This window comes from Enterococcus sp. JNUCC 77 (assembly GCF_054819945.1).
On the sequence record NZ_JBTHIG010000001.1, the window covers coordinates 2,356,660 to 2,372,504 of the forward strand.

A 15,845-nucleotide genomic window follows, 5' to 3' on the forward strand; every position below is an offset into this window, starting at 1 on the left:
AAAGTTTACTTTAGCAGTATAGCATTAATCGAAATAGGTTTCACCCGCATCTGGCTGAACCACTTTGGCTAGACTAGAAAACTCTGGTAAAATTTGCCAATCCTTGATTTGCCAAACCGCCATTGCTTCATCACGTGCCACTTCTAAAATATTGGCATCATTCACCAAATCAGCAATCAAAAATTGGGGCAAGCCTGATTGACGGAAGCCAAAAACTTCACCTGGTCCCCGTAATTCTAAATCTTTTTCACTCAAGACAAAGCCGTTATTGGTTTCCGTCATGATCTTCATTCGTTCTTTACCCATCTCATTTTTAGGATTGGCTACCAAAATACAATAAGAAGCATCGGAGCCACGGCCAACCCGTCCTCTCAATTGATGTAGCTGAGCCAGACCAAAACGATCAGCATCGATAATAAACATGACTGTTGCATTAGGAACATTGACCCCAACTTCGATTACGGTAGTGGATACTAAAATCTGACTGCCAGCATCTTTAAATTCTTCCATAATTGTTTCTTTTTCAGCATTTTTCATCTTGCCGTGAAGTAAGCTGACTTTATAATCCGGTGCATAATAAGCCGCTAAATGCTCATAAATTTCCGTCGCGTTTTTGACATCTAAGGCTTCTGATTCTTCAATTAAAGGACAGATAACATACATTTGGTGGCCTTTTTTTAATTCAGCCTGGGCCCAATCTAAAGTTGAATCAAATTGCTTTTGGGAAATCCAAGAAGTTTTCACTGGAATTCTTCCCGCAGGCATTTCGTCAATGATAGAAACATCCATCTCGCCATAAGCCGTAATTGCTAAGGTTCGTGGAATCGGAGTGGCTGTCATGAATAGAACATCTGGATGCCAGCCTTTTTCCCGCAAGACTTTCCGTTGATTCACACCAAAACGATGCTGTTCATCGGTAATCACTAGACCAAGATTGCTAAATTCCACATCTTTTTGAATTAACGCATGGGTGCCGACAATAATATCAATTTCTCCATTAGCTAAGCCTGTCAAAATCGCACGTCGATCTCTAGCTTTGGTTGAACCAGTTAGTAATGCGATCGATACTTCCAACGGATCAAATAATTGATTCAAACTTTCTAAATGCTGCTGGGCCAAAATTTCTGTTGGTACCATTAGAGCCCCTTGAAAACCAGCGGTCATGGTAGCGTACAAAGCAATGGCTGCCACCACCGTTTTCCCGCTCCCCACATCTCCTTGTAACAAGCGTTGCATATGTCTTGGGCTGCGCAAATCACGACAAATTTCATTGGTGACTCTTTTTTGAGCCTCAGTTAATTCAAACGGCAGGCTTTGAGTAAAATTTTTCAACCGTTCAACATCATACAACACGCTAATGCCATTTTTTTCACTATGTTCTTTTTGTTTTAAACCTTGCATTTTCATTTGGAACATAAAAAACTCTTCAAAAACAACCCGGCGTTTCGCCAATTGATTTTCCTTTGGATCTTTAGGAAAATGCATCGCTCGAACGGCTTCATTTCTTGGCATCAAGCGATACTTCTCAATTAAATGATTCGGCAGATTTTCTTCGATTTGGTTACCAAATTTCTCAAAAGCCACTTTGATTAATTCAATTAAAGTCGTTTGGCGAATCGCTTTCGTCACATGATAGATTGGGGCAAAATCTTCTTCTTGCTTACTGGCTAAAATTTTCATACCAGATAATGATTTTCGTTTCGCATCCCATTTACCATAAACGGCGATATCTTCACCAACTTCGACTTTATCTTTTAAATAGCTTTGATTAAAAAAAGACACATTAAAGACAGCATGCTCTTGCATCATGCGAAATTGCATCCGGCTTTTTTTATAGCCAAAACGACTAACGACCGGTGCTGATACAACCACACCTTTTAAAGTCACCTTTTCTTGATCGTTAATTTCTAATAAATTACGTTCTTGAATATCTTCATAGCGAAAAGGATAGTAAGTCAGCAAATCTTCAATAGTGAAAATTCCCAGACTCGCCAAGACTTGTTGGCGCTTTTCGCCTACGCCAGGTAAAACACTGACTGATTGGGTTATCATCTTTTTACCTCATTTGTTCTATGTATTGTCGTTTCCTTATTATCTGTATATTGTACGAGTTAATATAGTTTTTTTCAATTTTTAATGGAGATATTCATTTTAAATTGTCTCTTTTATTTGAATGCTAAAATAAACCGTGAGGTAGAATTGAACATTTCATCTCACGGTTTATATTTTATTTTAACGAAGCACCATTTGTCGTGATAACTTCTTTGTACCAATCAAAACTTTTCTTTTTATAGCGTTCCAAACTACCACTGCCGTCATCATGACGATCTACATAGATTAAACCATATCTTTTTTTCAATTCAGCAGTCGTGAAGCTGACCAAATCGATACAGCCCCATGAAGTGTATCCCATAATATCCACTCCGTCTTCGATTGCTTCCGCTACTTGGACTAAATGATCATTCATATATTGAATCCGATAGTCATCAATCACTGTTTTTGTCCCATCAGGCATTTCAACTAATTCATCTATTGCTCCTAAACCATTCTCTACGATAAAAATTGGTTTTTGATAGCGATCATACAGATTATTTAGATAATAACGTAGTCCTTCAGGATCGATTTGCCAACCCCATTCACTGGCTTTTAAGTAAGGATTGGGAACACCACCTAAAATATTGCCTTCACCAGTTTCTTTATCTGGATTTGCTGATTCACAAGTAGACATATAATAACTAAAGGAAACAAAATCAACGGTTTCTTTTAAGCTAGCCAAATCATCTTTGGTGATTTCTAACTGAATTTCATTTTCTTTGAAGAAGCGCTTGGTATACGTTGGGTAGTACCCCCGAACTTGAATATCGGAAAAATAATAGTTTTCTCTTTCTGTCGCTAACGATTGCAAGACATCTTTAGGTGCGGGGGTCAATGGATAGACCGGCATTCCTAGGATCATACAACCAATTTGCCCACTTGGAATAATTTCATGGCAAGCTTTCACTGCTTTCGCACTAGCAACCAACTCATGATGAATCGCTTGATAGATATCTTGTTTAGTCAATTCTGCCAATGGCGTGTAAATCCCTCCACTTAATAGCGGCGCATGACCAATTGAATTAATCTCATTAAATGTCAACCAATATTTTACTTTGTCTTTGTAACGGGTTAAAACGGTACGTGCATAATGCTCAAAAAAATCAATCATTTTTCGGTTGCGCCAGCCATCATAACTCTTGGATAAGTGTAGCGGCATTTCATAATGTGACAAAGTAACTAATGGTTCAATGCCATATTTTGCACATTCATCAAAAACCTTATCATAAAAAGCTAAGCCAGCTTCATTTGGCTCTTTTTCGTCTCCTTTTGGAAAAATTCTTGACCAAGCAATCGATAGTCGGAAAACCTTAAAACCCATTTCAGCAAATAATTTGATATCTTCTTTGTAGCGATGATAAAAATCAATTCCTACAAGTTTTAAATTGTCCTCCGTCGGTACCTCAGTCGGTCGGTCTTTCCAACCATGAGGTGCAACATCTTGCACACTCAAGCCTTTACCATCTTCGTTATAAGCACCTTCTGCTTGATTGGCAGCAATCGCGCCACCCCATAAAAAATTCTCTGGAAATTTACTCATTGATCGTTTCCTTTCTATACAACGTATAATACTGCATCATCAGCTGTTGTTTCATTCATTTCATCTTTAGCTACCACATCGATATATTGATCATAGTTCGTAACAACAATCGGTGTTACAATATCATATCCAGCAGCTTTTACAGCAGCAAAATCAACATTTAATAATGGCTGCCCCTTCTTCACATGGTCACCAGCTTCTACAAAGCTTTCAAAATACTTACCGCCTAATTCAACAGTATCAATCCCCACGTGAATCAATAATTCCATACCACTGTCACTAGTTAATCCAATAGCGTGCTTCGTTGGAAAAAGGGCAGAAACTTTACCGTTAAAAGGGGCAACGATCGTATTTTCTTCTGGGATAATCGCAATTCCTTCTCCCATCATTTTGCTAGAAAAAGCTGAATCATTGACTTTCTCTAAAGGGATGACTTGTCCTTTTACGGGCGCAAAAACTTTTTTCGGGTCATGACTACCTGCTTCAACCACTTCTAACGCTTCTTGATCAGCAACAATCGGTTCCTCATCAAAACCAAAGACCAGTGTTAAAATAAATGTAATCACCATTGAAGCAATTGCGACAATAATCGCATTAATAATATTCGCATTTCCATTCGGCCCAACAAATTGAGGTAACGCGACTAATGATGGTACGGCAAAGGCATAAGCCGATAAGCCAGTGAAGCCCATATAAACACCACAAATTCCACCAGCAATCATCGCTGCATATAAAGGTTTTTTATATTTCAACGTAATTCCGTATAAAGCTGGTTCTGTTACCCCTGCCAATAGCGCTGAAATCCCAGCAGCCATTGCTAAAGTTTTTAAATTTTTATCTTTTGCTTTGAAGGAAACCGCTAATGACGCTGCTCCTTGAGCCAAGTTAGCAGCTAACATGGCTGGTAAAATTAAAACATCTGGATTTTGAATTGATGCTATTAAGAAAATTGGTGAAAATGCCCAATGCATCCCAGTCATAACAATTAGCGGCATCAATGCTCCCATCAATCCTAAAGCTAAGAAACCAGCCTTACTTTGAATCCATAAAACCAATGCTGACAAACCTTGTCCGGCGTAAGTTCCTAAAGGTCCAACTACTACAAGTGCTAAAACACCTGAAATCAAAATAATTAATAAAGGCTTCAAGAAACTCTTCAATACAGTCGGAATGATTCGATCAAAAAATTGTTCAATATATTTCATTATCCAAACCATTAATAGGATAGGAATCACTGATGAGCTATAAGTAGCTAAAGTAATCGGTAAGCCAAAAATACTCACCGGATCGCCGGCTGTAACCATACTAACAAAATTAGGATGTAGCATAATGCCACCAATCGTAACTGCTAGCATCGGGGTCACACCAAATTTTTGGGCAGCCGTGTATGCTAACATCACTGGCATAAAATAAAATGGTGCATCACCAAAGAAAGTCAACACTTGGAAGCTTTGAGAACTATCACTCATCCAACCTAACAATGGTAATAAAATTAAGATTACTTTGATCATACCACCGCCGATCAAAGCTGGAATCAAAGGAGACATACAGCCTGAAATCACATCTACAAAAGTATCAAATAAGTTTTTCTTAGGTCCTCCTTCGACATCTGTAGCTGAACCAAAATCTCCTAATTTATTCAAAGCACGATAGTAATCTGCCACATCATTTCCCATCACAATTTGATATTGACCTGCTTTTTTCATAACACCCATCACACCGGGAATCTGTTTTACGGCTTGATCATCTACAATACTTTCATCTTTCAAAATAAAACGTAAACGGGTCATACAATGAGTAGCTGATTGTACATTAGCTTGATCGCCAATCTCTTTTAATATTTTTTTCGCTGAATCTGCGTAATTCATTTTTGTTCCTCCAATTATCATTTGTTATTTTCTTAATTCATATTTTTCTAGAAATAAAAAATGACCTAAAACCCCCTAAAAATAGTGGTGTTCTAGGTCATGCTCCTTTTGGGATAACAATCCTATTATAAGTTCTTTGTTATTCGTCTAATATGTGTCGTTAAATAGAGAATCTCAGTAGAGCTCAGTTCATAATCAAAAGTCTCCATGACAAACTCCTTAATCTTTAAAGCGGCTTGATACTCATTCTGATATTTTTTCTTCAGCGTTTCTAGTAGCTCACTGTCTTCATCATCATAATGATCACCTGTTAATAGCCGTTGGGCAAAAAATTTCACATGGGTAATAAATCGATAATAGTCTAGAGAAGCTTCATCAAATTCTGTATGATAAAAATCTTTGACGATTGTTTCAATTTTTTTAGTAATTTCTGCAATTTCATAAGCCAAATCATTGGTCTGATCAGTCTCAGCATTCACAAAGTGTGTCGCAATGAAAGCCGCTTCATCGATTTCCAGCTCAAGCTTTAATTCACTGCGCATGATTTCTAAGGCTTTTTCTCCTACTGCATACTCATCAGGATAAAATCTTGCAATATCCCAACGTAAAGGATTTTTTAAGATAATTCCTTCTTTGTATCTTTCAATCACCGAATGGATATGATCCGTCAGATTGACATAAAGAATTTCGTTTAAACCTTTGCCTAGTTTAATTTTACCAAAATTAATAATTTTTTCAGCCACCATAATTTGCTCCATTGGCACATTAATCATCAGTTCAGTAAATTTATTTTGTGTATCTCTGTCATGAAGGATAAAAGTTTTTTCAACCTGTTCAATTGCAACTGGTTGGCCTTTCTTTTTTCCAAAAGCTATCCCACGACCCATCAGTAAGACATCTAAGCCTTTGCTGTTGCTTGAGATAACCGTATTATTATTTAGTACTCGTTTTATGATCATAAAGTTTCCCCACTAACGATGGCAATCGATGGAAATAAAAAAGCCTATTTACAAACACGTACAATTCGTGTGGTAAACAGGTCATGCTCACATCAAGTGATAACATCCATCATTTAAATAATCCAGTCAGTCATGCTTACCCGAAGTAATAACATCTGACCACTTGCCAAAGTATAGCATCGACTGAAACCGGTGTCAATCCAAAATTTCATTTTATTTTAATCAAATCTTTTTAGTTAGTAAAAAAGCAGCCAGGTAAAAAATAATTTACCTGACTGTTTTCTTATTTTATTCTAAAATCCAGCTTTTAAAACAGTCCATAGAGATGTATCTTTTGATTCATCTAACCAGCCTGCTTTAACCACATTTTCATGCTCAGCTAAATTCGTAGTGAAATTATGGCTACCAGCAGTGTGTACATCAGGATTAAATTCACGATAGACTTTTACATCGCCTTCAGAAACCCAGGTATAGTTAGGATCTGTTTCTTGTCTCCAACCTGCCTTGACTGCTGCGTCACATTCTTTTTTATTAGTAGAATAAAAATGCTCACCAGTATTTGGGTTATAAATCCGATAAACTTTATTTTTGCTAGCGCTATCTGCTTTAACTGGTACATAGAACGCCGCTCTGCCATATTCATTTGCAGGGTTTGTTTCTACTACCCAACCTTGTGCTTCAATATCATTTTTTTCATTTTTATTCTTAGTCAACAAGTGATCCCCGTTGTTTTTATTATACAAACGATAAACAGCGGTTCCGAATTTTGCTGTAAAGGTAGTATCTTGATCAATCGTTACATCAGCAGGGTTCACCGCTTTTTCTCCTTGATACCAACCTAAGAAGAAAATATCTTCCACATCGCTTTCGTCAGCAACTGTTTGTGGTAGATCGGTTAATTTTGTCCCTTCAGGAACTTCAACACTTGTATTTCCTGTCAATGAACCACCTTTACCGGCAGCAAAAGTAACCGTATAAGTTTTTGCAACAGTGACTTGAATTGTTTTTGTTGTCGTTACACCATAAGAATTAGTTACACTGTATTCCACTGAGTAATTGCCTGCTTGAGAAGTATCTACAGTATTATTAATCACACTGATGCCACTAGTCAAATCAACTTTTTCAGAACCATCTGCTTGTTGATCATACGCTGTAACATTAGCTTTTGGATCAAAATCAGTACCCATTTTAACGGTTTGATCACTTGCTTCAATAGTTGGCGCTTGTGCATCCACCCAAGTAATATTTATTTTTCCTGTTCCACTAAATTGGCCTTGTGCGCCATTCCAGTTAAAGGTAATTTCACTTGGTAAGTTTGCTGGATCAACCATAAAACTTTTAACACTTTGAACGGATCCACCATCTAATTCTGCAGCTGTAACTGTTGAGTCATCATATTTTTTTACACCAGTGATTCCAGTGATCGAACTAATTGAAAGTGTTGTTCCTTCTGGGTCTGAATAGCCATGGTAATAACCAGAACTATCATCATAACGGAAATCCGTTGACAAGATTGGACTAGCTACTTCTCCACTTGCACTTGTTGGTTTAACCAAGGTTACATTTTCTTCATAGTCTTGATCTCTTGCTGAAGTACTAGAACTTAGATCATAGCCTTCCATAAATTGAATATTATTAATATTGTTATGATCAACGATATAAGTATGCAGACTAGGATATTTTGCTACTAAATTTTCCATGACAGAGATGTCACCAATTTGGTTATACGCGACATCTAAGCTTTCTAATTTAGTAAAAGAAGAGTTTGCAAATGCATCAACATCCTTGATTTGATTATGACTGGCAATCAAAGTTGTCAAACTAGTGATAGATGAATTTGCAATTGGTGAAATGTCACTAATTTGATTGTAAGAGGCATCGATATAGTTTAATGCAGGGACATGGGCACTTTGCAAGATTGAAACATCATTTAATTGGTTGTGAGAAATATCAATTTTTTCTAAATTAGGCAAATTAATACCCGTTACACTACTTAAAGAAGTAAATAAATTGTTGGATACATTCATTTCTTTGACTGAATTAATCGCATCGGTAGAAAGCAGTGGTGAAGCATCTGAGATTTTATTATTAGAAATGTCAATCTTTTCAATGACTGGTACTTTTATTTTTGTAATTCCATTTACATTTTCAATTTGATTGTTAGAGAGATTAATTTCTTTTAAAGCCGGTAGTTCTAAGCCTTCAAAACTATCCATGTTAGTAAATGAATTATTTGAGATATTCACTTGCTCCAAACTTGTCAATTGACTATTTTGCAAAAGTGAGACATCTGATAAATTGTCATTTGTAGCAGTCAATGTTTGCAATTTACTTAGTGTGCCAATTTCCGCTAGATTCTTAGTATTAGACAAATCCGTATTGTTTATATCTAAACTTGTTAAATTTGTAGCATAAGAAATACCTGTCAAATCTGTAATTTCAGCATTACTAATTGATAAATTAGTCAAATTAGCCATATCTGCTTGCGTAAAATCTGGATTGCTTAACTGATCTCCAACAATCTTTTGCAAATTTTTATCTGGCATCCAACTATCTTGTGTCGCATCAGCTGCAACAACCGAGCTACTCTCGTCATCAGTAACAGCAAGACTGGTGATTGGCATCATTGCTTGTGGTGCTAATAGTAAAGCAACAGCAAAAAACATCATTTTTCTTTTCATATAATCCTCCCAAAAAAACATTATTTCAAATTAAGTTATAAAATAACCCAATTTTCAAAATAAATTATAGTACATTTATTAAAATTTGAGAAGTTTTTACAATCGAACGTTAAACAAAAAATATTACTTACAAATAAATAAAATGAATATTTTTAGCGAAACACGGCTATTACTATTAATATTAATAGTTGTGTTTCACAGAAATTCTTTTCTTTTGATAAGTCTATTTTCAGTTAAAATAATTTTTCTTTTACAAAACCACAAATCAAAAAATAACTAATTATTTCCAAAAATTTAACCTTTTTTGGGAATTTTTCTATAAACAACGACAAAAAAACCATCTCCTTCAAAAAGAGATGGTTTTTATTTATCTTTATTATTCAGCTGACAATAAATAAGGGTAAACTGGTTGATTACCTTCGTGGATTTCCACTTCTAAATCAGGATAGGTTTCTGTTAAGACCTTGCTGATTTTTTCAGCTTCGGCTTGATTGCCTTCTTCGCCAAAAATGATTGTTACGATTTCGATATCGTCATTGATCATTTGTTTTAAAGTATCCAGTGAGGCTTGGTATAAATCTTTTTCTGATAAAACAATTTTACCATCGATCATACCTAGATAATCACCTTCGTGAATTTCCACGCCGTCAATGGCAGTGTCCCGAATAGCATTAGTGACTTGTCCGCTAACAACAGAATCTAGCATGTCTGTCATGGCTTGTTTATTGTTGTCTAAGTTTTGTGTTTCGTTGAAGGCTAACATCGCTGTCATCCCTTGAGAAACAGTTTTACTTGGTACTACTACCACTGGGACATCTGCCACTTCAGCAGCTTGGTCGGCCGCCATAAAGATATTTTTATTATTCGGTAAAATAATAACTTGGTCAGCATTGACTTCTCTAACTGCCTTCAAAATATCTTCAGTACTTGGGTTCATGGTTTGTCCACCAGAAATAATATACGAAGCACCTAATGATTTGAACAATTCTTGCACGCCGCTACCTGCTGCAATGGCTATCACCGCATAAGGTTTACGCTCAGCATTCACGCCTTCAAACTCAGCGACTTGTTCATCATGTTCTAAGATTGTTTCGTGTTGTAAACGCATATTATCGACTTTAATTTTAACTAATGAACCAAATTTTTGACCATAGTTCATTACTTCGCCGGGATGTTCTGTATGGACATGGACTTTGACGATTTCCTCATCATTGACCACTAATAAAGAATCACCTAGCTCATTTAAATAGTTACGGAAAGTTTCATAATCAAATTGGCTATCAACCGTTGGACCTTCACCTAATTGAACCATGATCTCAGTACAATAACCAAAATGAATATCTGCTGTTGCCATTTGACCTTGTACACTGCGATGATGTTCAGCATTAACCATTTCATCCATTTCAGCTGGACTTGGCTCATAGCTTTCATCTGCAACAAATTCACCATTTAAAGCACTTAAGAAGCCTTCATAAATAAATAATAGACCTTGTCCACCACTATCAACTACGCCAACTTCTTTTAAGACTGGCAACATTTCTGGTGTTTTATCTAATGCACGACGACCGTATTTCACAATCGCAGTCATTACTTCAATTACATCATCCGTTTGGCGAGCTTTTCTTTCACCAGCTTTGGCTGCTTCACGAGCAACCGTTAAAATCGTTCCTTCAACTGGTTTCATCACCGCTTTATAAGCTGTTTCTACGCCGTGAACCAATGCATCAGCTAAGCGCTGTGCAGATAAAGTTGTTTCATCAGGAATTTCTTTTGAAAAGCCACGGAATAGTTGTGACAAGATAACGCCAGAGTTTCCCCGCGCGCCCATCAACAACCCTTTAGCTAAAATATTGGCCAATTCGCCAACTTTTTCATTTGGTGCATTGACTACAGCAGTTGCACCACTGGTCATTGATAAATTCATATTTGTTCCGGTATCGCCATCTGGTACTGGAAATACATTTAATGAGTTAACAAATTCTGCATTTGCTTGCAGACGTTTAGCGCCAGCTTCCACCATTTCTTGGAATTGACTTGCGCTGATCTCTGTGATCTTCACTTAAGATTATCCTCCTTAAAATCTACCCTAATCAGGCAGGACACGCACACCTTGGACAAAAACATTTACCGAATTGGCTTTAACACCTAACAAGGTTTCCAAGTTGTATTTCACTTTTTCTTGTACGTTACGCGACACTTCAGAAATTTTTGTCCCATAACTAACAATCGTGTAAACATCCACAGCAATCCCGTTTTCTTCTTGACGAATCACGACACCGCGAGAATAATTTTCTTTTCTTAAAATTTCAGTGATATTATCTTTAATCTGGCTTTTGCTAGCCATACCGACAATGCCGAATACATCTGTTACCGCACCACCGACGACTGTAGCAATCACATCATTTGAGATTTCAATTGTGCCTGCTTGTGTATTGATTTTGACAGCCATAGTATTAGCCTCCTTAAACGAGCCTTCTGACCCATTTTTTCTACTATAACATTTTATCATAGCCCACTAACTTTTCAAAGAAAGATTCTTTGGTCAGTCGAGCCCAACATTCTATAATTTAACTGCTTATGACTGAATTGTCAATCTTTCTGAGAAAATGCAGTTGCTTTTTTAACTCCTTTGTGATAAATTATTTTAGTATGAGCCAAAGAAGCGCTCCAACAATCAAGGCGAAGGAGGAAACAAAACATGGCAAAAGTATGCTATTTCACTGGTCGTAAAACAAGCAGCGGCAATAACCGTTCACACGCATTGAACGCTACAAAACGCACAGTTAAACCTAACTTGCAAAAAGTTCGTGTGTTAATCGACGGCAAACCTAAAAAAGTTTGGGTATCAACTCGTGCTTTGAAATCTGGAAAAGTTGAGCGCGTTTAAATTCAACCAAACATATTTCAAAAACCACTGATCGCTATGATCAGTGGTTTTTTTCTTCTATTGAAAAAGGTATATTTTTTTTAGGTGACAAAAAGTTTGAATGATCCTTTTGATATCTTAACAATAGAAGTAGACCCCGAATTGCTCACTCATCATAAAAAAGCTGGGTGATCTACGGATTAGCAACTCCTATACCAATGATCCTTTCTTAAGATTAGGCTCAAAAAATTAGCGCAAAGAAAATTTAGATAACAGTTTAACAAAATTAAAAAAACTCGTTAAAATTAATTATCATAAAGCTTGTGGCAATCAGTCATAGGCTTTTTATTTTGAAATTATTCTTTAAGAGTTTTACACTTTCAGTTATTTTCACAGCTTCTTCATACTTAATTAAAATCTTCTATGGTAAAATTTGAATAGAATTCGAAAGAAGAATGGTGATTTTATATTATGAAGAAATTCCTGAAAGAAAACCGCTGGTACATGCTGGCGAGTTTCTTGATTCCCTTAAGCTTAATGGTGATTGCTTATTTAACCATCGGTATCTATCCTGGCAGTTCTCGCAGTGTTTTAGCCAGCGATGCCTTTTCTCAATTTTCAAACTTTCATGCTAGCTTCCGTAATATGTTGTTAGGTAAGCAAGGCTTTTTTTATACTTGGAATGCCTCTTTAGGCTTAAACTATTTATCTTTGGTATCCTATTATTTAGGTGGATTTTTTACCTCACTGGTGATCTTTTTCCCTAATAATATGATGCCTGATGCGTTATATTTTATTACTCTTTTAAAAATTGGTGCCGCTGGTTTAGCTTTTTGGTTTTATGCCAAGAATAGTTTTAAACTCAGCAATTGGAATACGGTCGCTTTGAGTGTTACTTATGCCTTGATGTCTTTTGCGATTGCCCATTCTGAAATTATTATGTGGTTAGATACCTTTGTTTATTTACCACTGATTATTTTAGGTGTCAATCGTTTAATGGATGATAAAAAACCAAAAGTATTATTTATTTCCTATTTAATGTTATTTCTCACTAGTTATTATATGGGCTTTATGGTTGGCATTTTTTCAGTTCTGTATTATTTGGCTCGTTTGTTTACCAATTTTAAAGTGTACAAAAAAAGTATTGTTTCCTATATAATTACCTCCTTTTTAGCTGGCGGCACTTCAATGGTGATGATTTTACCGGCCATTTTAGATTTACGTGCCAATGGCGAACAGCTGACCACCATCAGTGGTTTTAAAACAGAAGCTACTAGTTGGTTTGATTTATTGGCTAAAAATATGATTGGCGTCTATGATACGACAAAATATGGCTCAATTCCCTTTATTTATATTGGTCTCTTACCTTTAGCTTTATGTATTTTTTACTTTATCAATCGTAAGATTCCTTGGAAAAACAAAGTGCTTTATGGCTTAGTCGGTGGATTAATTGTAGCCAGTTTTTATATCATTCCGTTAAATCTATTTTGGCATGGAATGCACGCACCCAATATGTTTTTATTTCGCTATGCCTATTTACTTTCTTTCTTAGTCATTACGCTAGCTGCTTGGGGCTGGGAAAAATTAGATCGGCAAAATGTGCTGCAATTGGTGGCTATCTTTTTACTATTAATCGCTGCCTTCTCGATTTTTTGGGGAATTAAAGGCAAAGACTATACTTATCTGAAAACCTATAATTTTATCTTATCGATTTGCTTCTTGGGTTTATATGCACTCGTGTTTACAGGACGCTATTTCAATAAAGTCCCGGTTAAAACTGTGACACTTTTATTATTACTGATTGTTTCTTGCGAAAGTTTTATTAACAGCAATTATATGTTGCGAGGGATTTTAGACGATTGGAATTATGCTTCCCGCAGTCTTTATACTAAGCCTTCAACACCAATTAAGACACTGGTAGATCAAACCAAGGCTGAAAATCAGTCGTTTTATCGTTTAGAGAACTTGGACCCTGTTTCCGCAAATGACGGATTAAATTATGGCTACAGCGGTATCAGCATGTTTTCTTCTGTTCGTAATCGTCATTCGTCTGCTTATTTAAACGAATTAGGTTTTCGTTCACAAGGAACCAACTTAAATATTCGTTATCAAAACAATACTTTACTAATGGATGCTTTTACTGGAATCAAATATAATTTGGCTAAAACTGAAAACTTAGGTAAATATGGTTTCACTCAAGAAGATGCCTCCGGCGATTATTTTTTATATGAAAATCAAAATGCTTTACCTTTAGCTTTTACCGCTGATCCATCAATTGATCAGTTGAAGAAAATGAGTAATGATAATTTAGGCACCCAAACAAAACTTTACAACGCCTTAGCTGGTTCTGATTACACCTACTATACCTTTTTACCTATGCGTGAAATCAGTACGTCAAATGCCAAAGTATCTACGGCAGGTACGACAACGACGATTACCGCTGATGGCGATTCTGAAGGGGTTAAATCAGTTTCTTATCAAGTTTCTGTCCCGGCTAACACACAAGCTTATTTAAGCTTATATCCAACTGATTTTAGTGCTTTAGAGAGTTCGACAGCAACAGTGACTACCAATGGTCAAACTCGTGAAGCCCAAATAAATATTACCGGTCAATACTATGATCTTGGCTACTATCAAAACGCAACCAACGTGACTTTCACTGCCAGTTTTTCCGGTACTAAATCGGTAAGTTTCCAAAGCCCACAAGTTTTAGCTTTAGACACGATGGCTTTCCAATTTGCTACTGATCAAATAAAAGAAAATGGCGTTGATTTAAAAGTCGGTAAACACAGTGCCAGTGGTTCCGTTGATATCAATCAAGCCCAAACATTAGTCACTACGATACCATACGATGAAGGTTGGACAGCCAAAATTGATGGCAAAGAAACTAAAATAAAAGCCTTCCAAGATGCTTTTATAAGTATCCATGTACCAAAAGGTCAGCATGAAATAACCTTTAGTTATCTACCAACGGGACTTATTCCAGGAATACTTATTAGTTTGGCTTCACTAACCCTGTTCATTCTCTATCTATTCTTAAAACGACCAAAAAAAATCCGTAGAGCTTAACGCTTTACGGATTTTCTGCATATTTTACTTCTGCTAAATAAAGTCCTTCTGGATGAGCAGTTGGTCCAGCTGCATTACGATCTTTTTTGGCAATAATTACTGGTATACTATCTACTGCTAAACGATCATTCCCTATTTTCAGCAAAGTACCTGCCAAAATGCGAATCATTTTATATAAAAAACCATTACCTCGAAAAATAAAAGTCAGTTCAGTGCCATCCCCATTAACTTCCAGATCAGCTTGATAAATCATGCGTACTTTATCTTCAACTGAACTACCGGAAGCACAAAAAGAAGTGAAATCATGGGTTCCTAGCAAAGCTGGTAATGCCTGACGGATTTTTTCCAAGTCCAAAGGATAAGGATAGTAAGCGGCGTAATATCTTCTGAAAGGACTACGTGGTTTTTGAATTTGTACTTTGTAATGATACGTCTTTTCTACCACATGATAACGGGCATGAAAATCCTCCGCCACACGCTCCACCGAGCGCACCGCAATGTCGTCTGGTGTTTGTGTATCTAAAGCAAAACGCAGCTTTTCCAGCGGACGCGGATCGTCATAATCAAAATGAATCACTTGTCCTAAAGCATGAACACCTGCATCTGTTCGACCAGAACCATGAATCATAATCGGTTCCCCGTGATTAATTTTCTGCAAAGTTTTTTCAAACTCCTCTTGGACAGTTCGTCCATTTGGTTGTCGTTGGAAGCCATTAAAATTGGTTCCATCATAGGCAATAATCGCTTTATATCTCATAAATTCTCCTC

General features: G+C 36.5%; 10 protein-coding genes. 2 read left to right on the forward strand and 8 right to left on the reverse strand.

Going from position 1 to position 15,845, the window contains the following annotated elements; all coding sequences use genetic code 11:
* Nucleotides 1-24: 24 nt before the first annotated feature.
* From recG to ACVWNY_RS11410, 7 genes are all read right to left on the reverse strand, one after another.
* On the reverse strand, nt 25-2,052 hold the full coding sequence (gene recG / locus ACVWNY_RS11380) for an ATP-dependent DNA helicase RecG (protein ID WP_454071400.1): 2,028 nt from the start codon (nt 2,050-2,052) through the stop codon (nt 25-27).
* Between the two features lie 175 nt (nt 2,053-2,227).
* Nucleotides 2,228-3,634 (reverse strand): glycoside hydrolase family 1 protein, encoded by a 1,407-nt coding sequence (locus ACVWNY_RS11385; RefSeq protein WP_454071401.1) that lies wholly within the window; start codon nt 3,632-3,634, stop codon nt 2,228-2,230.
* Between the two features lie 14 nt (nt 3,635-3,648).
* A complete protein-coding gene (locus tag ACVWNY_RS11390; protein ID WP_454071402.1) occupies nt 3,649-5,502 on the reverse strand; it encodes a beta-glucoside-specific PTS transporter subunit IIABC in 1,854 nt (617 codons plus the stop codon).
* A gap of 125 nt (nt 5,503-5,627) precedes the next feature.
* The gene (gene licT, locus ACVWNY_RS11395) at nt 5,628-6,461 is read right to left on the reverse strand and encodes a BglG family transcription antiterminator LicT (RefSeq protein ID WP_438719401.1); all 834 of its coding nucleotides are present in this window, start codon (nt 6,459-6,461) and stop codon (nt 5,628-5,630) included.
* A 293-nt stretch (nt 6,462-6,754) separates the two neighbouring features.
* Nucleotides 6,755-9,142 (reverse strand): leucine-rich repeat domain-containing protein, encoded by a 2,388-nt coding sequence (locus tag ACVWNY_RS11400; RefSeq protein ID WP_218326496.1) that lies wholly within the window; start codon nt 9,140-9,142, stop codon nt 6,755-6,757.
* A 376-nt stretch (nt 9,143-9,518) separates the two neighbouring features.
* A complete protein-coding gene (locus ACVWNY_RS11405; protein ID WP_218326497.1) occupies nt 9,519-11,201 on the reverse strand; it encodes a DAK2 domain-containing protein in 1,683 nt (560 codons plus the stop codon).
* Between the two features lie 27 nt (nt 11,202-11,228).
* A complete protein-coding gene (locus ACVWNY_RS11410) occupies nt 11,229-11,591 on the reverse strand; it encodes an Asp23/Gls24 family envelope stress response protein (protein WP_218326498.1) in 363 nt (120 codons plus the stop codon).
* A 249-nt stretch (nt 11,592-11,840) separates the two neighbouring features.
* Here ACVWNY_RS11410 and rpmB point away from each other — a divergent pair, with 249 nt between their 5' ends.
* Complete coding sequence (gene rpmB, locus ACVWNY_RS11415; RefSeq protein ID WP_071861708.1) at nt 11,841-12,029, forward strand: 50S ribosomal protein L28; 189 nt, start codon at nt 11,841-11,843, stop codon at nt 12,027-12,029.
* Between the two features lie 450 nt (nt 12,030-12,479).
* Nucleotides 12,480-15,077 (forward strand): YfhO family protein, encoded by a 2,598-nt coding sequence (locus ACVWNY_RS11420; RefSeq protein ID WP_218326499.1) that lies wholly within the window; start codon nt 12,480-12,482, stop codon nt 15,075-15,077.
* Between the two features lie 4 nt (nt 15,078-15,081).
* Here ACVWNY_RS11420 and truA read toward each other — a convergent pair whose 3' ends face one another.
* Complete coding sequence (gene truA, locus ACVWNY_RS11425; protein ID WP_454071403.1) at nt 15,082-15,834, reverse strand: tRNA pseudouridine(38-40) synthase TruA; 753 nt, start codon at nt 15,832-15,834, stop codon at nt 15,082-15,084.
* Nucleotides 15,835-15,845 lie beyond the last annotated feature (11 nt).

Coding starts and splice junctions, on each gene's coding strand:
- recG (WP_454071400.1), bottom strand. CDS start 2,052: ATGATAACCCAATCAGTCAGTGTTTTACCTGGCGTAGGCGAAAAGCGC.
- ACVWNY_RS11385 (WP_454071401.1), bottom strand. CDS start 3,634: ATGAGTAAATTTCCAGAGAATTTTTTATGGGGTGGCGCGATTGCTGCC.
- ACVWNY_RS11390 (WP_454071402.1), bottom strand. CDS start 5,502: ATGAATTACGCAGATTCAGCGAAAAAAATATTAAAAGAGATTGGCGAT.
- licT (WP_438719401.1), bottom strand. CDS start 6,461: ATGATCATAAAACGAGTACTAAATAATAATACGGTTATCTCAAGCAAC.
- ACVWNY_RS11400 (WP_218326496.1), bottom strand. CDS start 9,142: ATGAAAAGAAAAATGATGTTTTTTGCTGTTGCTTTACTATTAGCACCA.
- ACVWNY_RS11410 (WP_218326498.1), bottom strand. CDS start 11,591: ATGGCTGTCAAAATCAATACACAAGCAGGCACAATTGAAATCTCAAAT.
- rpmB (WP_071861708.1), top strand. CDS start 11,841: ATGGCAAAAGTATGCTATTTCACTGGTCGTAAAACAAGCAGCGGCAAT.
- ACVWNY_RS11420 (WP_218326499.1), top strand. CDS start 12,480: ATGAAGAAATTCCTGAAAGAAAACCGCTGGTACATGCTGGCGAGTTTC.
- truA (WP_454071403.1), bottom strand. CDS start 15,834: ATGAGATATAAAGCGATTATTGCCTATGATGGAACCAATTTTAATGGC.